The following is a 23,712-nucleotide window of genomic DNA, read 5'->3' as shown; positions in this document are numbered from 1 at the left end:
ACGATCCATGGTGCGTACATACGAATTCTGTCGAACCTATTCCTGCCCCCAAGGGCGGTCAAGAGGCCGGAAACGGCCATCACCACCAGGCAGTAGAGTCCGTATATACGAACACACAGGGGAGCAGCAGTGCCCGAGACCCACGCCAAGGCCCACCGAACCGTCAGCCGCGTGACGGACATCCTCGAAACCGTCGCCCAGCGGCCCGGCGTCCGGATGCACGAACTCGCCACCGCGCTCGACGCCCCGAAGTCCTCGGTGTTCGGGCTGGTCAAGGGCCTGGTCTCTTCGGGATACCTGATCGAGGACCAGGGGCTCTACCAGCTCGGCCCCGCGCTGGGGAACCTGCTGCCGCTGCCCGCGCCGGACGTGGCGGCGGCGGCCGGGCCCGGCCTGGAAGCCCTGCGGGACGCCTTCGACGAGACGGCCATGGTCGGCATCGCGGTCGGCGACTCCCTGGTCTACCTCGCAGCCGCCGAGTCCCGGCAGCTGATCCGCTACTCGGCGCCGATCCGCACCCGCCGCCCGCTCTACCCGCCGAGCGCGGGCAAGGTCGTACTGGCCTTCAGGTCACCCCGCCGCCGTGACGCCTATCTGGAGACCGCGATCACCGACCAGCAGGAACTCGGGTCGGCCCGCGACGAGTTGGCGACCGTACGGTCCGAAGGCGTCGCCTTCAACCGGGGGGAGACCCTGCCCGACGTGAGCGCGGCGGCCCGCCCGATCCTGACGAACGGCGAGGTCCGCGGGGTCATCGCAGTGGCAGGACCCACCGCCCGCATCACCCCGCGGCTGCCCGAGATCGCCGACGCGCTGAGCGGGGCGACGGCCGAAGCCGCCAAGCGGCTCGGCCTCCAGCGGTAGGCGGGCACGCACAACACCCCACGGGACGGCGCCGGTTCACCCCGCGGACGGCGCCGGGCGCACTCCGGTCACGGCGGCACGCCGGATCGTCACCACGGCTCCGCGTCCGGGTGCACCCGGAGCAGGAACTGCAGGTCCAGGGCGCGCGGCGGCTCGCGCCAGGTGGAGCCGAGGAGGCCGTCCAGGACGGCGAGCCGCTGATAGAGCGTGTTGACGTGGACGCCCAGTGACTTGGCCGCGGGCGCGGCACGGCAGCCGTGGTCGAGGTAGGTCTTGAGCGTGGCGAGCATCGGCATGCTGCGGCGTTCCTGCTCCCGGACCACGTCACCCAGCAACGCGTCGAACTGCGCCTGGAGTTCGGCGCGCCCGGCGTGGCTGAGCAGCACGCGGTAGATGCCGAGCCGGGCGGCCGTGGCGGCGACGCCGGTACGGCCGAGGGTCCGCAGCGCGTCCACGGTGCGCACCGCTTCGCGGTAGCAGCGGTGGAGATCGGCAGGGCCCGTGGTGGGTCCGGCGACGCCGATGGTGGCCGACGGGAGCGCGCCGCCGGCGCCCCAGGCCCGTACGAGCTGCTCGGGGTCGCGCGCGGGCACGACCGCGACGAGCCGTGCGCCGTCCGCCGCGACGATCGTGCCCGCGGGCGGGCCGAGCGCGGCGAGCTCCCGGCGCGCCCGCCGCTGGGGTTCTCCCGGCTGTCCCTGACCGGGCTCGGCCGACACGAGGCAGTACCCGGCCGACGGGTCGAGTCCCGCGTTGCGCATGCGCTGGCGCAGCACCGCCGGGTCAGGCTCCGGGCGGTGGAGCAGGTCGAGCAGCAGCGCGTCCCGGGCCAGCCGGGTCGCCTCGGTGACCGCTCGCTCGCCGACGACGGCGAGCGCGAGAGCCGGAGCGGCCCGTTCGAGGAGCGAGCGGTCGGTTTCCGTGTCCTCGCCGCCCAGGAGCACCAGCGCGCCCACCGTGACCTGCCGGGCGATCACCGCCGTGATCCGGACGGTCCCGCCGTCGGCCGGGACGGCACGGCAGGCGTCCGGCGGGTCGTTGAAGAGCGCGGCCAGCACGGAGGGCAGTTCGGGCACGCGCGCGACGAGGTCGGCGGGCACGGCGTCGCCCGCGTCGACGAACCGCACCTCTCCGGTGGCCGCTGCCGCGATCTCGTCCACCAGCTCCTCGACGCCGCCGCCCCGCAGCACCACGGCGGTCAGTTGCTGCTCCCACGCCAACGCCCGCTCCAGCCGCGCGTTGACGGCGGTGAGCTGTTCCGCCGCCGTCTGGTGCCGCTCGATCGCCGCGGCGTTGTCGAGGGCGAGCGCCGCATGCGAGGCCAGCGCCGACAGCAAGGTGATCTCTTCCTCTGCGAAGTGGCTCTCCCTGCGCTTGCAGACGAACAGGGCCCCGAGCTGCCGGCCACGCGCGGCGAGCGGCACGCCGAGCAGCGCGCGGAACCGCTCGGCGGTCGCGGTGGCGTCGAAGGAGTCGTGGGCGAAGGCGGGTTCCGTGGCGTAATCGCTGGTCCAGACCGGTGCGCCACGGCTCAGGACCGCGCCGAGCATCCCGGCGTCACGGGGCACGCGCAGGCCCCGCAGCTGCGGGGTCACGGCCCCGCTCGCCACCTCCATCACGAAGTCGTCGCCGTGCACCAGACCGATGTAGGCGAGGTCCGCGCCCAGCAGCCTGCGGGCCTGCGCGGTGATCTCCTGGAGCAGTTCGTCGGGCTGGTGGAGGCCCGCCAGCCGCGCGGCGATGTCGTTGAGCGCGGCCAGCTCCGCCGCCCGTCGGCGCCGTTCGTCCAGCCGGGCCAGCAGTCGCAGGGCGGCGCCTGCCTGCCGCTCCGCCGCCACGGGGTCGGCGCCGCCCCGCACGAGGTCGTCGCTGTGGGCACTGATCGTCTCGGCCGACGCTCCCGCCAGCAGCAGTTCGAGCCAGGACTCGGTCATCGCCGCCCCTTCCGCCCGACTCCGAGATATATGTGCACAGCACACATTAGTACGTCGGGATCCGGGCCGTTTTCTCCATACCCGACCCCCGGACTCGTCCCTAGCGTGAAGACATGACCGAAACCAAGGAAGCGCCCCAGACCCCGATCGAACCGTCAGGCCGCTACGGAGACGTGAATGTCTTCCGGGCGGGCGAAGGCGGGCTGCCCACCCCGCCGGAGAACCTGTCCTCATCGGAGGAACGACTGCTGCGCAAGCGTGAACTGACCGCCGCCTTCCGGCTGTTCGGCCGGTTCGGATTCTCCGAGGGCGTCGCCGGGCACATCACGGCGCGCGACCCGGAGTTCCCCGACCACTTCTGGCTGAACCCTTTCGCGATGAGCTTCAACCGGATCAAGGTCTCCGACCTGCTCCTCGTCAATGAGCGAGGCGAAGTCGTCGAGGGCGAAGGACCGGTGAACATGGCCGGTTTCCACATCCACTCGTCGGTCCACCAGGCCCGGCCTGACGTGGTGGCAGCCGCTCACGCGCACTCCCTGTACGGCAAGGCGTTCTCCTCGCTCGGCATGCGGCTCGACCCGATCACGCAGGACGCGACGGCCTTCTACCAGGACCACGGCCTCTACACCGAATACGGCGGCCCGGCAGGCTACCGGGAGGAGGGCACCCGCATCGCCGAGGCCGTCGGCGACGCCAAGGCCGCCGTCCTCCAGAACCACGGCCTGATCACCGTGGGGCACAGCGTGGGCGAGGCGGCATGGTGGTTCATCACCATGGAGCGCTCCTGCCAGGCACAGCTCGTCGCCATGGCCGCGGGCAAGCCGATCAGCATCGACCACGAGACGGCTGAGTTCTCCCGCAAGGAAGTCGGCTCCCCGTATGCGGGCTGGCTCAGCTTCCGCCCCTTGTGGGACCAGATCACGTCGGAACAGCCCGACTTGTTCGACTGATCCGCCCCGCCCCGCCCCGGGCCTGATCAGCCGGCCACGCCCGGGGCCCCGCCGGCCGGTGCCGGGCGGTGCTTGGGGCGGCGCAGCCCGGCGTCCGTCAGGCGGCGCAGCAGCTCCTTGCTGCCGACCTCCACCGCGCCGGCCCGCACCGCGTCGCCGTAGCGCTCGCCCGGCAGGTCGTAGTGATCGCGCTCGAAGGCCCTGCGGGGCGCGCCTATGCCGTCCGCGAAGCGGTGCAGCTCGTCGAACGAGACGTCGCTGACGACGTGCGACCACATGCGGCCGTGGCCCGGCCAGGTGGGCGGGTCGATGTAGATCGCCACGTCACCGCTCCCGGCTGCCGTCGGACGCCACCGCACCGCCGGCCGACGCCGCTCCTGAGGTGACCACCTCACCGCCCCGACGGCTTGCCGAGCCCGCCGACGCGGGACACCGTCACGGCCGTCTTCGGGCAGACCCAGTGCGGGTCGGGCCCCAACTCCGGCTCCACGTCGAGCGCGTGCGGGTCGCCGGACTCCGTGCACACCGGGCACAGCGGCCAGCGGCCGTACCGCTCCAGCAGGGCGTCCTGTACATCCTGCGCCACCAGACCGGCGACGAACTCCACGCCTTCAGGCCACTGCTCCACCCACCATCTGCGGTGGACGACGGCGTCCTCGACCAGCGAGACGATGTCCGCGTCGGCGACCTCGTCGGCCATCAGATCGGCGAGCACCAGCGCCCGCGCGGCATGCAATGCCTGTTCCAGCTCCATGCCACCCATTCTCTCGCGGACCACCGACAGCCTTCCGCCGTTGTCCACAGGCCGTGACCTGCGGTCCGGGTTTTCCACAGGCCGGGAGTCGAGGTATTGACGCGACCAGCCGATGAAATTACTTTTCAGCTGTGAGCAGCAGCCTGAAGGAAACTTTCAAGGACTCGGCCGTCGAGACCCGACCGGCCCCGACCCCACCCGCCCCTGCGGCGCTGGCCGCCAAGGTCCGCACCCTCGGCCCCTCGATGACGCGTTCCATGCAGCGGGTCGCCGAGGCCGTCGCCGGCGACCCGGCGGGCTGCGCCGCCCTCACCGTCACCGGCCTGGCGGAACGCACGGGCACCAGCGAGGCCACGGTCGTCCGCACCTCCCGCCTGCTGGGCTACCCCGGCTACCGCGATCTGCGCCTCGCCCTCGCCGCGCTGGCCGCGCAGCAGGAGGCCGGCGGCGCCCCGGCCGTCACCGCCGACATAGCGGTCGACGACACCCTCACCGACGTCGTCGCGAAGCTGGCGCAGGAAGAGCAGCAGTGCCTGGCGGACACCGCGGCGGGGCTCGACGTCACCCAGCTCGAAGCGGCCGTCGCCGCGCTGGTCTCGGCCCGCCGCATCGATGTGTACGGCATAGGGGCGTCGAATCTGGTCGGCCAGGATCTGGTCCAGAAGCTGCTGCGCATCGGCCTGATCGCGCACGCCCCCGCGGACCCGCACCTCGCGGTGACGAACGCCGTACAGATGCGGGCCGGCGATGTGGCCCTCGCGATCACCCACTCCGGCCGGACCACCGACGTCATAGAGCCGCTGCGGGTCGCCTTCGACCACGGCGCGACGACCATCGCGATCACCGGCCGCCCGGACGGCGAGATCGCGTCCTACGCCGACCACATCCTGACGACGTCCACAGCCCGCGAAAGCGAGCTGCGCCCCGCCGCCATGTCGTCCCGTACCAGCCAACTCCTCGTCGTCGACTGCCTGTTCATAGGGGTCGCACAGCGCACCTACGACATCGCGGCCCCCGCCCTGTCCGCCTCCTACGAAGCGCTGGCGCACCGCCACTCCCCCCGCGCCCACCGCTGACCGCCGCCCCAGGCACCACAGCTCCCCTCCCCTTCAGCACGTCCCTCACAGCACGTCGTACAGGTCCGTCCGTACGAGCCGGAAAGAGCCGCCCCCATGACTTCCACCGACGACCACACCCGTCTGCGGGCCCAGTTGGACACCCTCACCACCGAGGCGTTCCGCCCCGAGCTGGCCGAGATAGACCGGCGATCCACCCTGGAGATCGCCCGGACGATGAACGACGAGGACGCGACCGTCCCGGCAGCCGTCGCCGCGCAGTTGCCGCGGATAGCCGCCGCCATCGACGGCATCGCCGCCCGGATGGCCGAAGGCGGCCGGCTGATCTACGCCGGCGCGGGAACGGCAGGCCGGCTGGGTGTGCTGGACGCCAGCGAATGCCCGCCGACGTTCAACACCGATCCCACCGAAGTGCTCGGCCTGATCGCCGGCGGCCCGGCCGCGATGGTCACCGCCGTCGAGGGCGCCGAGGACAGCGCCGCGCTGGCCGCCGACGACCTGACCGCGCTCGGCCTGACCGCCGCTGACACGGTCGTCGGCATCTCCGCGTCGGGCCGCACCCCGTACGCGGTCGGCGCCGTCGAGCACGCCCGCGCCCTGGGCGCACTGACCGTCGGCCTGTCCTGCAACGCCGGTTCGGCACTCGCCGCGGCGGCCGAGCACGGCATCGAGGTCGTCGTCGGCCCGGAGCTGCTGACCGGCTCCACCCGCCTCAAGGCCGGCACGGCACAGAAGCTCGTGCTCAACATGCTCTCGACGATCACCATGATCCGGCTCGGCAAGACCTACGGAAACCTCATGGTCGACGTCCGGGCGTCCAACGAGAAGCTCCAGGCCCGTTCGCGGCGCATCGTCGCGCTCGCCACGGGCGCGTCCGACGAGGAGATAGAGACCGCGCTCGCCGCTTCGGACGGCGAGGTGAAGAACGCCATCCTCATGATCATCGGCGGCACCGACGCCCCGACCACGGCCCGCCTCCTGGACGCCTCGCACGGCCACCTCCGCGCCGCCCTGGAAGCCACCCGCAAACCCTGACCCGCCCACCGCTGCCACCCCCACCGCACCACCCTCCTCGTTGTCCGCACAGCAAGGCACCGCACATGTCCGAAGACAAGAACCGCGCCACCGCCGCCGCGATCCTCCCTCTCGTCGGCGGCGCCAGGAACGTCACTTCCATCGCCCACTGCATGACCCGGCTCCGCCTCGGCATCCAGGACCGTTCGCTGGTCCAGGACGACGCGCTCAAGGCGCTGCCCGCGGTCATGGGAGTGGTCGAGGACGACACGTACCAGATCGTGCTGGGCCCGGGAGCGGTCGCCCGCGTCACCCCGGAATTCGAGCGCCTCGTCGAGGAGGACCGCGCGACCGCGCCCACCACCGACGCCACAGCCACAGCCGACACCACCGGGGCCCCACCCGCCCCCCACGCCGCCTCGACCCCGACCCCGACCCTGGAAGCGTCCCCCACCACCGCCGAAGACCTCGCCGCCCAGGGTGCCGCGCTCAAGGCCCGCCAGAAGGCGAAGAACGCCACCCCGGTCAAACTGTTCCTGCGCCGGGTCGCGAACATCTTCGTCCCGCTGATCCCCGCCCTGATCGGCTGCGGCATCATCGCGGGCATCAACGGCCTGCTGATGAACCTCGGCTGGCTCCCGTCACTGGTCCCCGCGCTGGCCGCGATGGCCTCCGGCTTCATGTCGCTGATCGCCGTCTTCGTCGGCTACAACACCGCCAAGGAGTTCGGCGGCACCCCCGTCATCGGCGGGGCGGTCGCCGCGGTCATCGTCTTCCCCGGCGTCGCGGACATCACCGCGTTCGGCCAGAAACTCTCCCCCGGCCAGGGCGGCGTGCTGGGCGCCCTGGCCGCCGCGCTGCTCGCGGTCCAGGTGGAGAAGTGGTGCCGCAAGGCCGTGCCGGAGGCGCTGGACGTCCTGCTCACACCGACCCTCACGATCCTGGTGACGGGCCTGGTCACCCTCTTCGGCCTGATGTACGCGGCGGGCGAGGTCTCCACCGCGATCGGCACGCTCGCCAACTGGCTGCTGGCACACGGCGGCGCGTTCGCCGGCTTCGTCCTCGGCGGCCTCTTCCTCCCCCTCGTGATGCTGGGCCTGCACCAAGCCCTCATCCCCATCCACACCACCCTCATCGAACAGCAGGGCTACACCGTCCTGTTGCCCATCCTCGCCATGGCGGGCGCGGGCCAGGTCGGCGCGGCCATCGCCGTCTATCTCCGGCTGCCGCGCAACGGCTCGATCCGCACCACCATCAAGTCCGCGCTCCCGGCCGGTTTCCTGGGCGTCGGCGAACCACTGATCTACGGCGTCTCGCTGCCCCTCGGCCGCCCCTTCATCACCGCCTGCATCGGTGGCGCGTTCGGCGGCGGCTTCATCGGCCTCTTCAACCAACTCGGCGACACTGTCGGCTCCACCGCCATCGGCCCCTCGGGCTGGGCCCTGTTCCCTCTGGTCAAGGGCAACCAAGGCATCGCCACCACCCTCGTCATCTACGCGATCGGCCTGGCCGTCGGCTACCTCACCGGTTTCCTCGCCACCTACTTCTTCGGCTTCAGCAAGCAAATGCGCACGGAATTGAACGCCGAAATCATTGAGGAGGCCGCCGTTGCCCCCTCAGCGCCACAGACACTCCCTCCGCATCCGTCCCCATCCGCGACTCCGGCCGCATCGGGCGCAGACAAAAGCGGAATCGACATAATGGGCTGATAAGAGCACACAACCGCTCAATAAACGGCTGAATGTCGACCATGACGGCACCTACCACTCCGTTGCCCTCCGCTGTCGCCAGTTGTACACTCAGTGATCGAAATATAGGTTGCTGAGCGGTAACGTCGACAGCGCAGGGAGAAAGATGTCTCGCCCTTGGGACGCAGATCCGACCGCTTCCTTCGCGCGCCGCTTAGGAAAGTCGCCAAGCGAACTCGGAAACACACACGATGAGGACGGCTGCCCCGACATTTGGCAGCTCGACAATGGCGATATCGCGGTAATTGGACGCGACCTCACAGATGAGTACAGGTCGCGCCTCCCCGAGAGCGCCCGCATCTCCGAGGGCGAGCGATTGGTCATCATCCCGGGGAACACACTGAGCTCCGCGAAACCGGAGATCCCAGATGCCTGACACCGAAAAGCTCCACATTGAAAAGCCTCGCGTCGAAAGGCCCCATCTCGATGCGTCGCAGGGCGAACGACTCTCCGCTGACGCATATCGGCAAGACTTCCGGGGACGCCGCTGGGTGGCCGATGGCCGGGATTCCTGGAAGCTGGAGCGGCAGCAGGATTTTCAAGAGCCGAGGAATAAGAGCTGGCAAGCCTTTTCCCGAGGCGAATGGAGTGAAGCAGTCCGCCTAATCGAACAGACGCGCGACAGTCTGCTGAAGCTTTCGCGCGACGCGGAAGCCCACCGATCCCATTTCTTCCGCGTGCGCGTGGTCGAAAAACCGATCGTGCCCTACCTGGAATGGGAGCTGACTTCGCTGCGGATGCGCGCGGAGCTGCTGGGCAAGATCAAGGTCTGGGAGCCGGAAAAGCTCTCCGGTACGGAACGGCTGGCGCAGATGGAAGAATCCGGACCGCTGCCGGAAATCGTCACGCTTGGCGGTCACACCCTCTATCAGGTTCTGTACGACGATCGAGGCATCGCCGACGGCGCGATCCGGTTCACGGATTCCGGGCTGATCGAGCATTGGGAACGCTTCATTCAGGACCTCTACGGCGAGGCAGAAGATATGGCCCCCTTCTTCGACCGCGAAGTGGCTCCCCTCACCGCACTGCGATCGAAGCGGGAATCACAACAAGAGGCGTAAAGCACAAGGCAAGCGGCACGAAGCGGGAAGCACGAGGCGCAGCAAGCCGACCGGAAAGACCGACAAGAAGGCAAGGAGAGTAGGGCCATCGATAAGGACGGATCGCCGCAGCGTCCCGGAACCCACTCCCACATGTCCGGGTCGGCCGACGGTGTCGTACAGGCCGGGCAGGTGAGTGGAGGGGTGCACTTCCATGGCCATGGAGGCGATCAGTCCGCGGAACGGCCCGAGGCGAGAAAGCCGCGCCAACTTCCGGGCGACGTACGGGGATTCGTCAACCGCACGGAAGAGCTGGAGCGGCTCAACGCCGCTCTGACCGGCGACGGCGGCGAACCCCTGGTCGTGTCGATCTGCGTCATCGCAGGGACCGCAGGAGCCGGCAAGACCTCGCTCGCGCTGCGCTGGGCCCATCAAGTCCACGAGTACTTCCCGGACGGCCAGCTGTACGTGAATCTGCGCGGCTACGACCCCGGCACACCGGTCACCGCCCAGGAAACGCTCTACCGCTTCTTATCGGCGCTGGACGTGCACGCCTCCGCCATTCCGGCCGATGGCGAGTCGGCAGCGGCCTTGTACCGCTCGCTCCTGGCCGGCCGGCGGATGCTGATCGTCCTCGACAACGCCGCCACGGTGGGTCAGGTACGGCCGCTCCTGCCGGGTACCGCCGGATGCCTGGTCATCGTGACGAGCCGAAGTCGCCTGTCCGGGCTGGCCGTTCGGGACGGCGCGCACCGGCTGACGCTCGGGACTCTGGACGAGCCGGCGGCGGTCGCCCTGCTCCGTGCCGTCACGGCCGGCTACCGCCCCGAGGACGACCAGGACAAGCTCATCGACCTCGCCCGCCTGTGCGCACGACTCCCGCTGGCCTTGCGCATCGCGGCGGAACGCGCGGTCGACCACCCCCACATGAGCCTGGACGACTTGATAAGTGACCTTCGTGACGAGTCCTCTCTCTGGGATGCCCTGACCGTCGGAGACGACGAGGAAGCCGACGCGGTACGCACAGTGTTTGCCTGGTCCTATCGGGCGTTGCCCGCAGAAGCCGCACGCTTCTTCCGGCTGCTCGGCCTGCACCCGGGCGCCGAATTCTCCGCCGCAGCCGCCGCCGCGCTGACCGGTCATCCCACCCATCGAACACAGCACTTGCTGGACGTCCTGGTCGGCGCGCATCTCCTGACGCAGACCGCGCCCGACCGCTTCGAGTTCCACGATCTGCTGCGGGCCTACGCGATCGACCAGGCGCAGCGCGATGAACCCGCCGAGAGCAGGGCAGCCGCGCTGCACCGCGTTCTCTCCTGGTACCTGCACGCGGCCCAGGCCGCACGGACCCGTTTCAAGGCGTCCGAACCGCCGCTCCCCCTCGATCCGCCGCCCGACGGAGTCGAGCCGCCGGCCTTCCCGGATTACGACGCCGCCCTGCGCTGGTACGAGCAGGAGCACGGCAGCCTCCTGGTAGCCGTAAAGGCCGCAGAGAAGGCGGGCCTTGACCGCATCGCCTGGCAAATCCCCGCCCTGCTACGCCCGTTGCACGCCCGGCTGAACCCCTTCGACGAGTGGTTCGCCATGGGTGAGATCGGCCTGCGGGCCGCCCGCAGGCAGGGCGATCGAGCCGGGCAGGCCGAGCTGCTGACCAGCCTGGGCAAGGCATACACCCAGTCGCACCGTCTCGCCGAGGCCGCGGAACATCACGAAGCCGCCCTGGAGCTGCGCCGTGAGCTGGACGACCGGCTGGGAGAACTGCTCGCCCTGAACGCAATCGGCCTGATCAGACTGCGCGCCCGCCAACTGGACGCCGCGGAGGAGCAGTTCCTCGCGTCGCTGACGCTCTGCCGTGCGGGCGGATCCGACCAGCTCCGGCAGCGGGAGCCCACCCTGCTGTCCAACCTCGCCACGGTCAGCTACGAGGCGGGCCGACTGGACGACGCCCTTTACCGCGTGCACCAGGCGCTGGCAGGCCACCGCGAGCAGGGTGATCACAGCGCCGAGGGCAATGCCCTGCACCTCCTGAGCGCCGTGCAGCGTGAGAGCGGTGACGTGCCCGGCGCACTGCGGTCCGCGCAGCACGCGGTGGAAATCGCCCGGCGGCATCGCAACGCCGTGGAGGAAGGCTTCTGGCTGCTGGACCTCGGCAGGGCGCAACAGGCCGCCCAGGAGCCCGGCCAGGCCCTCGTCTCCTACCAGCGCTCGGCCGCCCTGCACCGCCGCCTCGGCGACCGCTCGCGCGAGGCGCGGGCCTGGCACCACACCGGCGAGGCGTACGCACAGCAGCGCCGCTTCGAGGACGCCGCCGCGTTCCACCGCCGCGCGGCGGCAACACAGCGCGAGATCAACGATCCCTGGCAGCTGGCCCTCGCACTCGACGGTCTGGCGACGGCGCTCCAGGAATCCGGTGCCGAGGAGAAGGCGCGCCCCCAGTGGTCCGAAGCCCTGGAACTCCTCGCCGCCTTCGACGATGCCCGCGCGTCCCTGATCCGCACGCGCATCAGCGCAGCCCTGGGGTAGTCGCGCCCCGGCCCGTCAGTCGCACGAGCCCCCCCCCCGCACCAGGCGCCACACCACAAACACCCTCCCCGCGCAGCCCCCTGTGACGCGCCCCACACCGAAACCCGTCCAAAAGTTAGGCAAGCCTAAGCTAACTTAATCTTGGATCGCTTCCCGCGAGCCGGCCCCAAGGGGCCCCCGCCAAGGAGATTGACGCCGCATGTCTTCACTGACCCCCCGCATCCGCCGGATCGCCGCCACGGCCGCGGCCGTCGCCGCGGGCAGCACGCTGACCATGACCGGCGTCGCGCACGCCGCGCCCGTGGCCGGGCCCGCCCCCGCGGCCGAGGCCGCCCACTCCGGCAAGGCCACGCACTCCGGCAAGGCCGTCACGGCCGCTCCCCTGGCGAAGGGCCTCTACCAGTCCGCGTACTCGGACCGGAACCACGTCCTCTGGGCCACCGCATCGGTAGGCCGCCCGCCGGTCACCAACTCCGCGCTGGTGAAGGTGGATCCCCGCTCGATGAAGGTGAAGGCGGCCTACACCCCGCCGGTCACGGACGCGGCCACCGGCGCCGTCGAAGCGGTCTACGGAGTCGCCGTGGACGACAAGCACAACACCGTCTGGACGACCAACACCCGCGACAACTCCGTCGCCGTCTACAGCCAGCGCACCGGCAAGCACCTCGCCACGCTCCCCGGCGTGAACCACGCCCGCGAGGTCGTCGTGGACGAGCGGCACAACACCGCGTGGGCCAGCGGCTTCGGCGACGGCTCGCTCGTCGCCTTCGACACCCGCACCTACAAGGAGAAGAAGCGCATCACGGTCGAGGGCGCGGGCCCCGCCGGCCTCGCCGTCAACGAGCGCACCGGCACCGCCTACGCCACCGACCTGAACGGCAACCAGATCATCGAGGCGTCCACCCGCACCGAGACCCCGCGCCTCATCCCCACGGGCGAAGGCCCCATCTCGATCACCCTGTCCCGCGACGGCCGCACCGCCTACACCGCCGACCAGAAGGCCGGCTCCCTCTCGGTGGTCGACCTGCGCAAGGGCGCCGTCACCAAGTCCGTGCCCACCGGCGACGGCACCCTCGCCGTCGCCAGTGACCCGCGTTCCCACACCGTCCTGGTCGCCAACCGCACCGCCGCCACCGTCTCCCTCATCGACCCCCGCAAGGGCTCCGTCGTCAAGACCGTGACCACCGGCGCCAACCCCAACCACATCGAGATCGCCCACGGCACCGCCTACGTCGTCGACAAGTCCGGCACCGGCCCCCAGGGCGAGGACCAGCTCAACCGCATCCGCGTCAAGCGCTGACCACCACCCCCCCCCACAGGACCCGGGACGTCCGCCGCACGCGACGGCGGACGTCCCGGGGGCCGCACCCATCTCGTTCCGTGATCGCTCCCGACGCGAACTGCCTGTTGGTCCCGCCCCCGTTCCCCGGTGAACTGGTAGCGGCCACCGCGCCTCCCCGGAGACCGACGGAGGCCACCCGACCCACCGGACCTACCGGACCCACCGGACCCACCGGACCCACCGGACCCACCGGACCAAGGAGCGAACACCCATGCCCTACGCACACGTCAACGGCACCGAACTGCACTACGAGGACCACGGCACCGGCCCGACCGCCCTGTTCCTGCACGGCTGGGGCACCAGCGGACGCGTCTGGGACGCCCAGGTGGCCGCCCTCGCCCCCGACCACCGCGTGGTCACCGTCGACTGGCGCGGCTGCGGCCTCTCCGCCCGCCCCGCCACCGGCAACACCGCCGAGGCCAACGTCGCCGACATCCTGGCCCTCATCGACACCCTGGCCCTGGACCGCCCCGTACTCGTCGGCAGCTCGATAGGCGCCGCCTTCGCCCTGGAGGCCGCCTTCCGCGCCCCCGACCGCATCGCCGGAGTCGTCTCGGTCGGCGGGCCGGGTTACTGGAACACGGTCTCCCCGGAGAAGGCCGCCCAGGTAGCCGAGCTGCGCACGTCACTCGTCACCGACCGCGCCGCGACCGCCGCCGCCTGGGTTCCCACCTGGTACGGCCCCGACACCTCCCCCGCCCTGATCGACCAGACCGTCCGGCAGGTCCTCGATGCGAGCGTCTTCCTCACCGAACTGTTCGCCGACGGAGCCCCGCGCGACCCGCGCGCCTTCCTCGGCGAACTGCCCGTCCCCGTCCTCTACCTGCACGGCGACCTCGACCTCATCCCGGCCGAGGTCTCCCGCACCCTCGCCGACCTCACCCCGCAGGGCGAGTTCCACCTCTTCGAGAACACCGGCCACATGCCGCACCAGGAGCGCCCGGTCGCATTCACCGCGCAACTCCGCACCGCCCTGCGCCGGATGACCGCGCCGGCACACCCGACGACGGCCCACGCCTCGTAGGCGGACGCCGCGAGCCGCAATCAGCCGCCACGCCGCACGCTCAGGGCAGCCTGCTCGCCTGATTCAACTCCGCGACCCTGGCCCAGAGTTCCTCACGCGGCATCGTGGCCCGGACCGCGTCCGGCGGGCAGTCCCACTCCCGCCCGCCCCCAGGAGGCCGCAACTGCACATACGGCCCCTCCTGTCCCATCACCCGGCCGACCCGCCCGTCCCGCGCGTCCACGACGTACCGCCCGCACTCGACACCCGTCACGGCCGGCACCCTTCCAGCACCTCCACCAGCCGCCGCGCCGTGGCGAGATTGCACCGCCCGAGTTCGATCAACGGCTGCGGGTCAGCCATCACACACGAGACCGGATCCACCCGCAACGACGGCAACGTCACCCCGAGTTCCCGCAGCGACTCATCCACCACCCGCACGATCTCCTCGGCCTCCCCCAGCCGCTCCGCCTCCAGCCGACGCCGCTCACTCATCGCCATCGCCCTACCACCTTTCACGCTCAGCAGTGATGTTCTTCACACAGCGTGGCCGGACTCGGCTAGCCTGAAAAGTGGCGCAGATCCAACACATCCGGCTGGCTGACCAGGAGTTCTCATGCCCGGACCGAAGCGTCTCGACCCGTCGTCATCACCCCGCGCGATGCTCGGCGCCGAGTTACGCCACCAACGCGAGAAGGCCAACCTGTCGCAGGACGAACTGGGCGCCGCCCTCTTCGTCAGCGGCTCCTTCATCGGCCAACTGGAGGCCGGCACCCGCCGGATGCTCCCCGAGTACGCCGTCCGGATAGACGAAATCCTCGGCACGGACGGCTACTTCACCCGCAACTGCGAAGCGGCCACGAAATCGAAGTACCCGGATCATTTCGCGGAGGCGGCGGAAGCGGAGGCCATCGCGGTCTCCATCAAGGAGTACGCACCGCAGCTCATCCCGGGTTTGCTGCAGACGGAGGCGTATGCGCGGGCGGTTTTCCGCGCGTATCAGCCGACGGCGACGGAGGCGGTCATCGATGAGCTGGTCAAGGATCGACTGGATCGCGCGCGGCTTCTCGACGATCCAACAACGCCGTTGATGTGGACGGTACTGGACGAAGCCGTACTACGTCGGACCACCGGCGGAAGCAAGGTGATGGCAGAGGCACTTCAGCACATCGCCTCAATGACCCGTCGACATCGAATCATCGTGCAGGTGCTGCCGTTCAACGCTGGCGCGCACTCCTCACTGGGAGGCACGGTGAAACTCATGCGCTTCCCCGATGCTCCGCCTCTGTCCTACCTGCAAGGCCCCGGTACTGGGCAGTTGATGGACGATCCGGCAAGGGTCGCGCAGTACGAACTGTCCTACGATCTCCTCGCGGCCAGCGCACTGTCACCGGAAATGTCACTGGCCATGATCGAGTCGACGGCGGAGGCATTTATCCATGAGGAACCACGGTGAGTACGACCTGAGCGCCGCGTCCTGGCACAAGTCCAGCTACAGCGATGGCAGCGGCGGCGACTGCCTGGAGGTGGCCCGGGACTTCCCCGGTGCCGCCTCCTGGCGCAAGTCCAGCTACAGCGGCGGCAGCGGCGGCAACTGCCTCGAAGTCAACGACAACGCCCTCCCCGGCCTCGTCCCCGTCCGGGACTCCAAGCGGCCCACCGGCCCGGCACTCGTGTTCCGGGCGGCGGCCTGGTCCGAGTTCGTGACCAGCCTCAACAACGGTTCGCTGCACGGCGCCTGAGGCACAAAAACCCGGGGCCCGGGACTCGTTCACCCGAGCCCCGGGCCCCGGGCCGTCGTCTGGGACCGCTGTGCGTCAGATCGGCAGGTCCCATCCGGGCCCGTCCTCGGTGCCGAGCCACACTCGCTGACCGGCGGCCGAGACCGTGATGCCGAATCCCTCCTGGTGGGGTTCGTCGGCGGCCTGCCAGCGCTGCACCGCCCGCTCGACCCGGTCCCACAGGCGGACGGGCCCGCGCTGCACAACGGTCCACCCGCCGTTGGGGTGGGGTGCCGTCCGGGCCTGCGAGCCGGTGGACACGTCCCAAAGGATCTGTTCCGCCCCCGTTCCCATACGTTCGGCCGAGGGCGCCGCGAGCTGCGCGACCCACCCGCCGGTCCACGTATCGAGCTTCGCAGGGTCGATCCGGCTCGGGCGTTCCTCTCCGGGCAGCAGGGCCAGCGTCGGGCGGGGCGGCCGGCCGTGGGGCCTGGCGATCATGAAACTGGTGTAGCCGGGCAGGAACCGCCCTGTCGCCTCCCCGAGGCCGGTCACGTCGAGCAGCACCAGGGAGTTGGCGTAACTCCACCCGGACAGGGTGACCAGGATCTTTCCGCCCGGCCTCACCTGGTGCAGCCACGGGAGCGGGATGTACCGGACCGAGCAGGTGGCGATGAGCCGGTCAAACCGCCCGCCGTCCGGGTCGCCGCGCAGCCCGTCACCGATGATCAGCCGGGGCACGAAACCGGCCGCCTTGAGCGCCGCCGCCGCAGCCTCGCCCACCGCCGGGTCGTACTCGATGCTGGTGAGATTGGCGTCCCCTAGGCGGTGCGCGCCGAGGGCAGTCGAGTAGCCGGTTCCGGTGCCGATCTCCAGCACCTGGTGCCCGACCTCGGCGCCGAGTTGCTGCCACATGCGCAGCACCAGCGACGGCAGCGTGGACGACGACGACGGGGAACCGGTCACAGTCCCTTCGGTCACATCGTCGGGCCTGATGCGGCCGTCGAGTTGAGTGATCAGCGTGTCGTCGGAGTAGACCCCCTCCAGCCATCCGGGCTTGCCCTCTCGGACAAGGCGGTAGCTGGTCGGGACACTGCCTGCCACCGGCATGAAGTAGGACCCCGTGAACAGCTCGCGGGGAACCGTCCTGGCGGCGCTGCACCACTCGGGTTCAGTGAGGGTGCCGTCCTCGGTGAGCCTGTCCGCCAGGGCACTGCGAAGCTGAGCCGATGTGCTCACGTGTCGGGGCCTTTCTCCAACTGGTCGGCGATGGTGCGGGCGATCGCTGCGGTGGTCTTTGCCGGCTGCCACGCCCACTGGCCGTTCGGATTGCACTCAAGGAAGTACCAGTCACCGTCAGTGGTTACGGAGAAGTCGAACGCACCGTAGGTCAAACGGAGTTCGGCGAGATAGGCGGCGACCGCACAGGCGACCGGATCGGGTACCTCGACCGGTGTGCACGTCATCAGGTCTTGACGGTAACGCCAGTCGAGATCGGGGCTGTCGATCCGGACCCCGAACAGCCGGTCTCCTACGGCAGTCACCCGCACGTCGAACGCCTTGTCCACCTTGGCTTGGAACATGTGCGGGCAGACAGACACAGCATCGGTGATCTCGGCCCCGCGCACCTCCCGGACCCACACGCTGTGCGGCCGGCCGTCCACCCGGTAGGGCGTGTTCCACAGCGGTTTGTAGACCACTCCGCCGGACTGGTGGACCGCGAACTTCCGCGCCTCGTGCGGATCGTTGGTGACTACGGTGTCAGGCACCAGGAATCCGCAGCGTCGTGCGGTCGAAAGCTGTGCGGGCTTGAACTCGGCGGCCCGGTTGTTCCACGGGTGATTGACGTAGTGCGCGCCCGGCAGTGACGCGAGGATGCCCCCCGCGCCCCACAGGGCTTGTTCTGCGGCAAACCGGCGGTCCTGGTCGCTCAACCCCGGCGGCCCCTCGTAGGGGGAGAGCCTACGCACCCAGACGGACCGAATCCGAGCCGTGTCAAGTTCCCGGCTTGCCGTGCGCAGCGTGCCCGGCTGGGCGCCCGTGCGGTACATGGCCGTCAGCGAGGCACCCGTGTGCAGGTCGATGCCGGGGTCGAGACGGACAACGGGAACCCGGCGTTCGGCGAGCAGTCGCAACACCACGTCCGCTGTCACGTCGTAGGGGTTGGTCAGCACCAGTACCGACCTGCTGTCATCCATCAGCCGGAACTCTGGTCCTGGTCGTACGACTCGGTGCTGTCCGCGTCGGTCGCGCCGCCCGGACCGGCCCCGTCACCAGGGGTGGTCGTGGTGGGCGTCAGGCCGCTCGTGCTGGTGCCGTGGCTGCCCAGCTCGACCGTCCGGCCATGCTCATCCACGATCACCGCGATCTGCGTTTCAGGGTCGATCACAGGCATGCATTTCGGAACCGTAGCGGTGGCCGCGTACGGCCCCATTCGTTGCGTGCCCCACGGTGCGGGCGTCTGCGTCATCTGTTCTGCGCCTCCGTTTCTTAGCGGTGTTCACAGCTCAACAGCACAGCAAAATGGCCTGAGTTGCGCAATCCCACCCCGCCGGCTCTTCCTGTCCAGGGGGAGTGGCCGAGGCCGTTGCGCCACCTGAAGACCGCGCGGGTGCCTGAGACACAAAAGCCCGGGGCCCGCCGGCGGTCAGAGCATCGGCCCCCGCAGCGCCTTCTCGTTCTGCATGCGCGTGAGGCGGCGCACGAAGAGAATCGCGAGGACGGCGGCCACGATGTCGAACACATCGCTCGTCATGAGCCCGGCGATGGCTCCCCTGATCTCGTCCAGTGTCTCGGCCTTCGCGTACCGCTGACCGGCGAGGCGTCCGAAGAACAGGTTCACGAGGAACAGTGCCCACCACCAGTTGAGCAGCACCCTGGACCGGGAGTTCTCGTCGGCACTGGCGTTCCAGGTGAAGACGGCCACCCGCCGGGGGACCACAGGTTCACCACCGGCACGACCCAGCCCCAGATCGCCCAACCATGCTTCATCGCATGGCAGTTGGGGGCGAAGACCCCGGCGTTCACGCGGGCCCTGTGGAACCAGACGATGAAGACCACGGCGGTCGCGACCGTGACCGCGAGCTGCACCTTCCCGGATGCCGCGAACAGCGCGACGGGCATGTGGGACATGCGGAATCCCCCGGTGGTGCTGGATCACTGTGCTGACACGCGCAGCGGGCCACCTCTCCCCGAGGCGGCCCGCACACAGAGGGAACATATGTTCTCGATATATCCCCTGTCGATTCAAAAGGGGCAGACAAGCCCGTCTCGGAGTGAACCAAACCTTCCGGCAGAGGGCAGAGTTGAGGCGCCCGCACAATTGCGCTCACTTCGACAAGGTCGATTGCACCTACTTCGGCAAGGTGAGGATTTCGGCTCCGCTGTCGGTGATGGCGATCGTGTGCTCGCTGTGCGCCGTCCGGCAGCCGGTCGCACTGCGGAGCGTCCACCCGTCGGCGTCGGTGACGAGTTCAGCGGTGTCCGCCATGACCCACGGCTCCAGCGCAAGCAGCAGCCCAGGGCGCAGTTTGTATCCACGGCCGGGCCGTCCGGTGTTCGGAACGTGCGGGTCCTGGTGCATCGTCGATCCGATGCCGTGACCTCCGAACTCGGTGTTGATCGGGTACCCCGCCGCGCCGAGGACCGTACCGATGGCATGGGCGAGGTCGCCGATGCGGGCGCCGGGCCCGGCGGCGGCGATCCCTGCGGCCAGCGCGCGTTCGGTTGCCTCGATCATCGCGACGCTCTCCGGGGGCTTCGCGTCGCCCACGATGAAGCTGATGGCGGCGTCCGCGGCGACCCCGCCTCGGGAGACGGCGAGGTCGAGCGTCAGCAGATCGCCGTCGGCAAGCGTGTAGTCGTACGGCCGCCCGTGGAGCACCGCGTCGTTGACAGCCGTGCAGATGTAGTGGCCGAACGGGCCGCGGCCGAAGGACGGCGCGTAGTCGACGTAGCAGGAATCCGCTCCCGCCTCGACGATCATGGCCTTGGCCCACCGGTCGATGTCCAGCAGGTTCGTGCCGACCGCGCTGCGGCCCTTCAGCCTCTGCAGGATGTCAGCGACCAGGGCGCCGGTGCCCTTCGCGCGGGCCAGCAGGGTGGGGTTCAGGATCTCGATCATGCGGCGCCCTTCTGCAACCAATAAATATACCGGTCAAACTATACCGGCCAAACTATACCGGTACTAGAATCGGAGCCATGGTCAGGTTGCCGCTCACCCCCGAAGAGGTCGAACGCGGACAGCGCCTCGGCGCCCTCCTGCGTCTGGCCAGGGGAGAACGCTCGATGCTCGACGTCGCGCTCGACGCACGCGTCTCACCGGAGACCCTCCGGAAGATCGAGTCGGGCCGCGTGGCCACCCCCGCGTTCCCGACCATCGCGGCAATCACCGACGTCCTCGGCCTCTCCCTCGATGTGGTGTGGGCCGAGATCAACCGGCCCGAACAGGGCGCCGGACCGGCCGGCGCCGGTCACCACGCACCCGAGCGGTTGGCCTCGTAAGCCGGGAGATCCCGAAATGGCCAGTAGATTCACCGAGCTGGCGATCGACCCGGAGGGCAACGAATCCTGCGTCCTCGCGGGCTGCCACCCCTGACCGGAGACCACACACCGCGCGAGACCCGAGACCCGGGCGCCGAGACCCGCGCTTCGGGATCCGTGCTTCGAGCCCTGTCTTCAAGGAACGGGAGGGTAAAGGGAATTCACCCACCCACCCGCCCAACTCCCGCACACACCAGCACCGATGACGGATTGTGTTCGGTTTGCCACAACCTGCCACGCCGGTCTAGCGTTCCCGGCACCAGACAAAAATCAACCCCGGCGGGTGCTACCAACACTCACGCCGGGGTCTGACCAACAAGATCGGAACAAGCGATCTCATGGCTACTGAAGACTCTAACGCCGTCACAGCCCCGTACGCACACGCCCACCCCGGCCGCGTACATCCTCCGGCCCGCCCCGGCTACGGAAAACGCACCGCCCCGGGCCAACTTCCCCGCAGTGCGGACGACTTCACGCACCTCCCGCGCCGCGAAGCATCCATCGCCGGATACCTCGACCGGCTGCCGGACGGCGCCGACATCTCCGTGAAGACGCTGGCCAAGGTACTGCCGGACTACGGCCAGTGCGCGCTGGGCACGGCGCTGCGGCGGTTATCCGAGGCCGGGCACCTGCGCCGGATCACCGAACTCCGGGACGGCAGCGGCAGCCCGCGCTGGGTGACCCGAACACACTTCTCCCGCACCCCGCGCCCGGACTCCTGGTGGGCCGCCCTCACCTCGGGCGATGTCCCCATCTCCTCGGGCGATGTCCCCACGGAATCGGCCGCCGCCCAAGCACCACGCGTACCGACACCCCCGCGCGAGCCGGAGCCCCCGAACGAACCGGAACCACCACCGGCCCCACAACCGCACAAACCCCCACAACCGCACGGCTCCCCGCACCCGCACCGCTCCTCACACCCGCGCCGCGCCCCACACACGGCGCACCCCCGCACCCCGGCCTACGCGGCCCTCGCCGCCCTCGGCCGCACGGATCCCCGTATGACACTCTCCGCCGCCGACTGCGCCGCCCTCGAACCGCTGGCCGCCGAGTGGCTGGCCCGGGGCGCGACCCCCGACCATCTGGCCCAGGCGCTCACCGCGGGCCTGCCACCGGTCGTCCACCACCCCGCCAAGCTGGCCCACTCCCGCCTGACCACCAAACTCCCGCCGGAGCCACAACCGGCCCCGGAACCACCGCCGTTCCACGACGGCGCCCCACCCCGCCCCCGCTTCATGGAATGCACCCTCTGCCGCGCCCCTGGCCTCCCCCAGGCCCTCCCCGGCGGCCTCTGCCCCGACTGCCGCAACGAACCCCGCCCCACCCCGCGCGGCCTCTCCCCCACGGCCGTCCACGCTCACGCCCAGCGCCTCCGGGAGGCGACCCGCGCAACAGAACGGAGTCACGCATGACCGCAACAACTGTCCGCACGAGAACCGGGGCACCATGGAGTCGAGGAGGCGACACCATGACCCCCAGCGCCGCACACCGCCCGCAGATGCTCGTCACAGGGCCTCCAGACCGAGGTCTGCTGCAAGGGCCGCGCCCGCCCCGACGGCTCCCTCGCCCCGGAGGACCACTTCGTCGGCCAAGGCGAATGGGCAAGTCCCGAAGGCGTCCTCATGACCGTCGAGGTGACCTCCCACGACGCCGACACCGACCGCCGCGACCGCCGCGAGAAGCGCGACGGCTACGCAGCCGCCGGCATCCCCGCCTACCTCCTCATCGACCGCGACGCGGGCACGCTCACCGTCTACAGCGAGCCGCTGAACGGCACCTACCGCACCCGCGCCACCCACCCGTACGGAGCCGCCGTCCCGCTCCCCGACCCTCTCGGCATCACCCTGAAGACCGAAAAGCTCAAGGACTACGCCCACTGACGGAGCCCCCTCCAGACCAGGCAGCCCAGCCGGCCGGAACTGGGCTGGAAAGGTCGGCATGGAACTCACCCAGATACGCGTGTTGGTGTCCGACTTCCCCGGCGTCTACCGCTTCTACCGGGACGTGCTCGGGCTCAAGCCGCAGTTCGAGGCCGAGAGCGGCCCGTACGCCAAGTTCAGCCCCGACACCGGACACGCCGCCATCGCGCTGCAGGAGCGGGCGCAGATGGCCGGCGTGCTGGGGCAGTTGCGGGCGAATCCGGATGGGTACCGCGCGCTGGTGGTGCTGCGGGTGGACGACCTCGACGCCGCCCACGCCGAGCTGACCTCGCGGGGTGCGGTTTTCACCCGGGAGCCGGGCCCGATGGGCGATCGGATGCGGGTCGCCTACCTGGAGGACCCCGAAGGGAACCTGATCGAGCTTCAGGAGTGGCTGGCGCCGCGCGAGCGGGCCGACGGCGAGTCGGCGCAGGAGGCATAGGAGAGGGAGGAGTCGGGGTTCCGCGGGGGCGGGCCACCGCCCCTCAGTGCACCGAGAAGCCGCCGTCCACGTAAAGGGCCTGTCCTGTGACGTAGGCGGAGGCGGCGCTGGCCAGGAAGACCGCGGCGCCCGCGAAGTCGTCGGGCAGTCCGTTGCGTCCGGTCAGGGTGCGGGCGGCCAGCGCTTCGACCTTTTCGGGGTCGGATGACAGGCTGGTGTTGAGCGGCGTCATCACGAAGCCCGGCACGAGCGTGTTGCAGGTGACGCCGTGCGGCGACCACGCCTCGGCCTGGGAGCGGGCCAGGGACTCCAGTGCGCCCTTGGAGACCCCGTAGGCGCCGCTCTGGACGAAGGCGCGGTGCGCCTGCTGGGAGGTGATGTGGATGATCCGGCCGTAGCCGCGTTCGGCCATGCCGGGGCCGAACCTGCGGCCCAGCAGGAAGGGCGCTTCCAGGTTCACGGCCATCGTGGTGTCCCAGACCTCGTCGTCCAGCTCGCCCATCGGCGGGCGCAGGTTGACCCCGGCGCAGTTGACGAGAATGTCCGGCTCGCCGAACACGGCAGCCGCCCGGTCCGCCGCTGTCCGCACCCCTTCGCGGGTGCCGAGGTCGGCGCTCACCCAGGCCGCCCGGCAGCCTTCGGCCGCCAACTCGTCGGCAGTGGCGGCGAGTTCCGCTTCCCTGCGCGCCACGATCACGACGTTGGCGCCCGCGCGGGCGAGGGCGCCGGTGATGGCCCGGCCGATGCCGGAGCTGCCGCCGGTCACCACGGCGGTCCTGCCGTCCAGGGCGAACAGGCCGGAGAGGTACGTCTGCGAAGTCATGGCCGCACCTTAGATGC

General features: G+C 70.2%; 27 protein-coding genes and 1 pseudogene. 16 read left to right on the top strand and 12 right to left on the bottom strand.

All coding sequences use genetic code 11. The features are described from left to right. Positions 1 to 129: 129 nt before the first annotated feature. Entirely contained in the window at positions 130 to 864 is a 735-nt protein-coding gene (locus tag ACGFNI_RS31030) for an IclR family transcriptional regulator (protein WP_393688290.1), read from the top strand. An 89-nt stretch (positions 865 to 953) separates the two neighbouring features. On the opposite strand, the gene ACGFNI_RS31025 is transcribed toward ACGFNI_RS31030, so the two are convergent. Beyond that, entirely contained in the window at positions 954 to 2,798 is a 1,845-nt protein-coding gene (locus ACGFNI_RS31025; RefSeq protein WP_393688288.1) for a GAF domain-containing protein, read from the bottom strand. Positions 2,799 to 2,911: 113 nt separating this feature from the next. Between ACGFNI_RS31025 and ACGFNI_RS31020 the strand changes: the two genes are divergently transcribed. Then, positions 2,912 to 3,748, top strand: coding sequence for a class II aldolase/adducin family protein (locus tag ACGFNI_RS31020; protein ID WP_393688286.1), 837 nt, complete (start codon positions 2,912 to 2,914; stop codon positions 3,746 to 3,748). A gap of 26 nt (positions 3,749 to 3,774) precedes the next feature. Here the strand turns inward: ACGFNI_RS31020 and ACGFNI_RS31015 are convergent, their stop codons facing one another. Together ACGFNI_RS31015 and ACGFNI_RS31010 are read right to left on the bottom strand one after the other, a co-directional pair. Continuing rightward, entirely contained in the window at positions 3,775 to 4,071 is a 297-nt protein-coding gene (locus ACGFNI_RS31015; RefSeq protein ID WP_393688284.1) for a DUF4031 domain-containing protein, read from the bottom strand. Positions 4,072 to 4,139: 68 nt separating this feature from the next. Beyond that, complete coding sequence (locus ACGFNI_RS31010; RefSeq protein ID WP_393688282.1) at positions 4,140 to 4,502, bottom strand: hypothetical protein; 363 nt, start codon at positions 4,500 to 4,502, stop codon at positions 4,140 to 4,142. 131 nt (positions 4,503 to 4,633) lie between these two features. On the opposite strand from ACGFNI_RS31010, the gene ACGFNI_RS31005 reads away from it, so the two are divergent. The 8 genes from ACGFNI_RS31005 (at position 4,634) to ACGFNI_RS30970 (ending at position 14,269) form a co-directional block, all read left to right on the top strand. Further along, on the top strand, positions 4,634 to 5,578 hold the full coding sequence (locus tag ACGFNI_RS31005) for a MurR/RpiR family transcriptional regulator (RefSeq protein WP_393688281.1): 945 nt from the start codon (positions 4,634 to 4,636) through the stop codon (positions 5,576 to 5,578). A gap of 96 nt (positions 5,579 to 5,674) precedes the next feature. Beyond that, a complete protein-coding gene (gene murQ, locus ACGFNI_RS31000; protein WP_393688279.1) occupies positions 5,675 to 6,613 on the top strand; it encodes an N-acetylmuramic acid 6-phosphate etherase in 939 nt (312 codons plus the stop codon). A 65-nt stretch (positions 6,614 to 6,678) separates the two neighbouring features. Then, a complete protein-coding gene (locus tag ACGFNI_RS30995; RefSeq protein WP_393688277.1) occupies positions 6,679 to 8,301 on the top strand; it encodes a PTS transporter subunit EIIC in 1,623 nt (540 codons plus the stop codon). Between the two features lie 145 nt (positions 8,302 to 8,446). Next, positions 8,447 to 8,716: a hypothetical protein gene (locus ACGFNI_RS30990; RefSeq protein WP_393688275.1), complete on the top strand. Its 270-nt coding sequence runs from the start codon at positions 8,447 to 8,449 to the stop codon at positions 8,714 to 8,716. Next, the gene (locus ACGFNI_RS30985; RefSeq protein WP_393688273.1) at positions 8,709 to 9,401 is read left to right on the top strand and encodes a DUF6879 family protein; all 693 of its coding nucleotides are present in this window, start codon (positions 8,709 to 8,711) and stop codon (positions 9,399 to 9,401) included. Before ACGFNI_RS30990 ends, ACGFNI_RS30985 begins: the two co-directional genes overlap by 8 nt. 132 nt (positions 9,402 to 9,533) lie before the next feature. Beyond that, positions 9,534 to 11,903 carry an ATP-binding protein gene (locus tag ACGFNI_RS30980; RefSeq protein ID WP_393688272.1) on the top strand — a complete coding sequence of 790 codons (2,370 nt, stop codon included), beginning with the start codon at positions 9,534 to 9,536 and terminating at the stop codon, positions 11,901 to 11,903. Positions 11,904 to 12,102: 199 nt separating this feature from the next. Next, the gene (locus tag ACGFNI_RS30975) at positions 12,103 to 13,203 is read left to right on the top strand and encodes a YncE family protein (protein ID WP_393688270.1); all 1,101 of its coding nucleotides are present in this window, start codon (positions 12,103 to 12,105) and stop codon (positions 13,201 to 13,203) included. 253 nt (positions 13,204 to 13,456) lie between these two features. Next, on the top strand, positions 13,457 to 14,269 hold the full coding sequence (locus tag ACGFNI_RS30970; RefSeq protein ID WP_393688268.1) for an alpha/beta fold hydrolase: 813 nt from the start codon (positions 13,457 to 13,459) through the stop codon (positions 14,267 to 14,269). 40 nt (positions 14,270 to 14,309) lie between these two features. On the opposite strand, the gene ACGFNI_RS30965 is transcribed toward ACGFNI_RS30970, so the two are convergent. Then, positions 14,310 to 14,522: a hypothetical protein gene (locus tag ACGFNI_RS30965; protein WP_393688266.1), complete on the bottom strand. Its 213-nt coding sequence runs from the start codon at positions 14,520 to 14,522 to the stop codon at positions 14,310 to 14,312. Then, positions 14,519 to 14,743: a hypothetical protein gene (locus ACGFNI_RS30960; RefSeq protein WP_393688264.1), complete on the bottom strand. Its 225-nt coding sequence runs from the start codon at positions 14,741 to 14,743 to the stop codon at positions 14,519 to 14,521. Before ACGFNI_RS30960 ends, ACGFNI_RS30965 begins: the two co-directional genes overlap by 4 nt. A 121-nt stretch (positions 14,744 to 14,864) precedes the next feature. Between ACGFNI_RS30960 and ACGFNI_RS30955 the strand changes: the two genes are divergently transcribed. Beyond that, the gene (locus ACGFNI_RS30955) at positions 14,865 to 15,704 is read left to right on the top strand and encodes a helix-turn-helix domain-containing protein (protein ID WP_393688262.1); all 840 of its coding nucleotides are present in this window, start codon (positions 14,865 to 14,867) and stop codon (positions 15,702 to 15,704) included. Next, the gene (locus ACGFNI_RS30950; protein ID WP_393688260.1) at positions 15,688 to 15,990 is read left to right on the top strand and encodes a DUF397 domain-containing protein; all 303 of its coding nucleotides are present in this window, start codon (positions 15,688 to 15,690) and stop codon (positions 15,988 to 15,990) included. The genes ACGFNI_RS30955 and ACGFNI_RS30950 overlap by 17 nt, the downstream gene beginning before the upstream one ends. A gap of 75 nt (positions 15,991 to 16,065) precedes the next feature. Here the strand turns inward: ACGFNI_RS30950 and tgmC are convergent, their stop codons facing one another. The 6 genes from tgmC to map form a co-directional block, all read right to left on the bottom strand. Continuing rightward, the gene (tgmC, locus tag ACGFNI_RS30945; RefSeq protein WP_393688258.1) at positions 16,066 to 17,208 is read right to left on the bottom strand and encodes an ATP-grasp peptide maturase system methyltransferase; all 1,143 of its coding nucleotides are present in this window, start codon (positions 17,206 to 17,208) and stop codon (positions 16,066 to 16,068) included. Next, on the bottom strand, positions 17,205 to 18,167 hold the full coding sequence (tgmB, locus tag ACGFNI_RS30940; protein ID WP_393688256.1) for an ATP-grasp ribosomal peptide maturase: 963 nt from the start codon (positions 18,165 to 18,167) through the stop codon (positions 17,205 to 17,207). The genes tgmC and tgmB overlap by 4 nt, the downstream gene beginning before the upstream one ends. Further along, complete coding sequence (gene tgmA / locus ACGFNI_RS30935) at positions 18,167 to 18,403, bottom strand: putative ATP-grasp-modified RiPP (RefSeq protein ID WP_393688349.1); 237 nt, start codon at positions 18,401 to 18,403, stop codon at positions 18,167 to 18,169. Before tgmA ends, tgmB begins: the two co-directional genes overlap by 1 nt. Before the next feature lie 213 nt (positions 18,404 to 18,616). Next, entirely contained in the window at positions 18,617 to 18,910 is a 294-nt protein-coding gene (locus ACGFNI_RS30930; protein ID WP_393688347.1) for a DUF4328 domain-containing protein, read from the bottom strand. Next, positions 18,808 to 19,092 (bottom strand): DUF4328 domain-containing protein, encoded by a 285-nt coding sequence (locus tag ACGFNI_RS30925; protein ID WP_393688345.1) that lies wholly within the window; start codon positions 19,090 to 19,092, stop codon positions 18,808 to 18,810. The genes ACGFNI_RS30930 and ACGFNI_RS30925 overlap by 103 nt, the downstream gene beginning before the upstream one ends. 229 nt (positions 19,093 to 19,321) lie before the next feature. Then, positions 19,322 to 20,092: a type I methionyl aminopeptidase gene (gene map, locus ACGFNI_RS30920; RefSeq protein ID WP_393688254.1), complete on the bottom strand. Its 771-nt coding sequence runs from the start codon at positions 20,090 to 20,092 to the stop codon at positions 19,322 to 19,324. 77 nt (positions 20,093 to 20,169) lie between these two features. Between map and ACGFNI_RS30915 the strand changes: the two genes are divergently transcribed. From ACGFNI_RS30915 to ACGFNI_RS30900, 4 genes and pseudogenes are all read left to right on the top strand, one after another. Next, positions 20,170 to 20,472, top strand: a complete 303-nt coding sequence (locus tag ACGFNI_RS30915; protein ID WP_393688252.1) for a helix-turn-helix domain-containing protein — start codon at positions 20,170 to 20,172, stop codon at positions 20,470 to 20,472. Positions 20,473 to 20,849: 377 nt separating this feature from the next. After that, entirely contained in the window at positions 20,850 to 21,923 is a 1,074-nt protein-coding gene (locus ACGFNI_RS30910; RefSeq protein ID WP_393688250.1) for a hypothetical protein, read from the top strand. Between the two features lie 111 nt (positions 21,924 to 22,034). After that, positions 22,035 to 22,391, top strand: a pseudogene (locus ACGFNI_RS30905) (Uma2 family endonuclease); the annotation flags it as partial. Positions 22,392 to 22,449: 58 nt separating this feature from the next. Next, positions 22,450 to 22,872 carry a VOC family protein gene (locus ACGFNI_RS30900; RefSeq protein WP_393688249.1) on the top strand — a complete coding sequence of 141 codons (423 nt, stop codon included), beginning with the start codon at positions 22,450 to 22,452 and terminating at the stop codon, positions 22,870 to 22,872. 43 nt (positions 22,873 to 22,915) lie between these two features. On the opposite strand, the gene ACGFNI_RS30895 is transcribed toward ACGFNI_RS30900, so the two are convergent. Then, positions 22,916 to 23,695, bottom strand: coding sequence for an SDR family NAD(P)-dependent oxidoreductase (locus ACGFNI_RS30895; protein ID WP_393688247.1), 780 nt, complete (start codon positions 23,693 to 23,695; stop codon positions 22,916 to 22,918). Positions 23,696 to 23,712 lie beyond the last annotated feature (17 nt).

The organism is Streptomyces sp. NPDC048644 (genome assembly GCF_043199105.1).
Lineage (GTDB): Bacteria > Actinomycetota > Actinomycetes > Streptomycetales > Streptomycetaceae > Streptomyces.
This window is presented reverse-complemented; position numbering and strand designations above follow the sequence as displayed.

Bases quoted from the DNA above. Each gene is read 5' to 3' on its own strand.
- ACGFNI_RS31025 (WP_393688288.1), bottom strand. From the start codon at position 2,798: ATGACCGAGTCCTGGCTCGAACTGCTGCTGGCGGGAGCGTCGGCCGAG.
- ACGFNI_RS31020 (WP_393688286.1), top strand. From the start codon at position 2,912: ATGACCGAAACCAAGGAAGCGCCCCAGACCCCGATCGAACCGTCAGGC.
- ACGFNI_RS31010 (WP_393688282.1), bottom strand. From the start codon at position 4,502: ATGGAGCTGGAACAGGCATTGCATGCCGCGCGGGCGCTGGTGCTCGCC.
- murQ (WP_393688279.1), top strand. From the start codon at position 5,675: ATGACTTCCACCGACGACCACACCCGTCTGCGGGCCCAGTTGGACACC.
- ACGFNI_RS30995 (WP_393688277.1), top strand. From the start codon at position 6,679: ATGTCCGAAGACAAGAACCGCGCCACCGCCGCCGCGATCCTCCCTCTC.
- ACGFNI_RS30990 (WP_393688275.1), top strand. From the start codon at position 8,447: ATGTCTCGCCCTTGGGACGCAGATCCGACCGCTTCCTTCGCGCGCCGC.
- ACGFNI_RS30985 (WP_393688273.1), top strand. From the start codon at position 8,709: ATGCCTGACACCGAAAAGCTCCACATTGAAAAGCCTCGCGTCGAAAGG.
- ACGFNI_RS30980 (WP_393688272.1), top strand. From the start codon at position 9,534: ATGTCCGGGTCGGCCGACGGTGTCGTACAGGCCGGGCAGGTGAGTGGA.
- ACGFNI_RS30975 (WP_393688270.1), top strand. From the start codon at position 12,103: ATGTCTTCACTGACCCCCCGCATCCGCCGGATCGCCGCCACGGCCGCG.
- ACGFNI_RS30970 (WP_393688268.1), top strand. From the start codon at position 13,457: ATGCCCTACGCACACGTCAACGGCACCGAACTGCACTACGAGGACCAC.
- ACGFNI_RS30960 (WP_393688264.1), bottom strand. From the start codon at position 14,743: ATGAGTGAGCGGCGTCGGCTGGAGGCGGAGCGGCTGGGGGAGGCCGAG.
- ACGFNI_RS30955 (WP_393688262.1), top strand. From the start codon at position 14,865: ATGCCCGGACCGAAGCGTCTCGACCCGTCGTCATCACCCCGCGCGATG.
- ACGFNI_RS30950 (WP_393688260.1), top strand. From the start codon at position 15,688: ATGAGGAACCACGGTGAGTACGACCTGAGCGCCGCGTCCTGGCACAAG.
- tgmB (WP_393688256.1), bottom strand. From the start codon at position 18,167: ATGGATGACAGCAGGTCGGTACTGGTGCTGACCAACCCCTACGACGTG.
- tgmA (WP_393688349.1), bottom strand. From the start codon at position 18,403: ATGGGGCCGTACGCGGCCACCGCTACGGTTCCGAAATGCATGCCTGTG.
- ACGFNI_RS30925 (WP_393688345.1), bottom strand. From the start codon at position 19,092: ATGCCCGTCGCGCTGTTCGCGGCATCCGGGAAGGTGCAGCTCGCGGTC.
- map (WP_393688254.1), bottom strand. From the start codon at position 20,092: ATGATCGAGATCCTGAACCCCACCCTGCTGGCCCGCGCGAAGGGCACC.
- ACGFNI_RS30915 (WP_393688252.1), top strand. From the start codon at position 20,170: ATGGTCAGGTTGCCGCTCACCCCCGAAGAGGTCGAACGCGGACAGCGC.
- ACGFNI_RS30910 (WP_393688250.1), top strand. From the start codon at position 20,850: ATGGCTACTGAAGACTCTAACGCCGTCACAGCCCCGTACGCACACGCC.
- ACGFNI_RS30900 (WP_393688249.1), top strand. From the start codon at position 22,450: ATGGAACTCACCCAGATACGCGTGTTGGTGTCCGACTTCCCCGGCGTC.
- ACGFNI_RS30895 (WP_393688247.1), bottom strand. From the start codon at position 23,695: ATGACTTCGCAGACGTACCTCTCCGGCCTGTTCGCCCTGGACGGCAGG.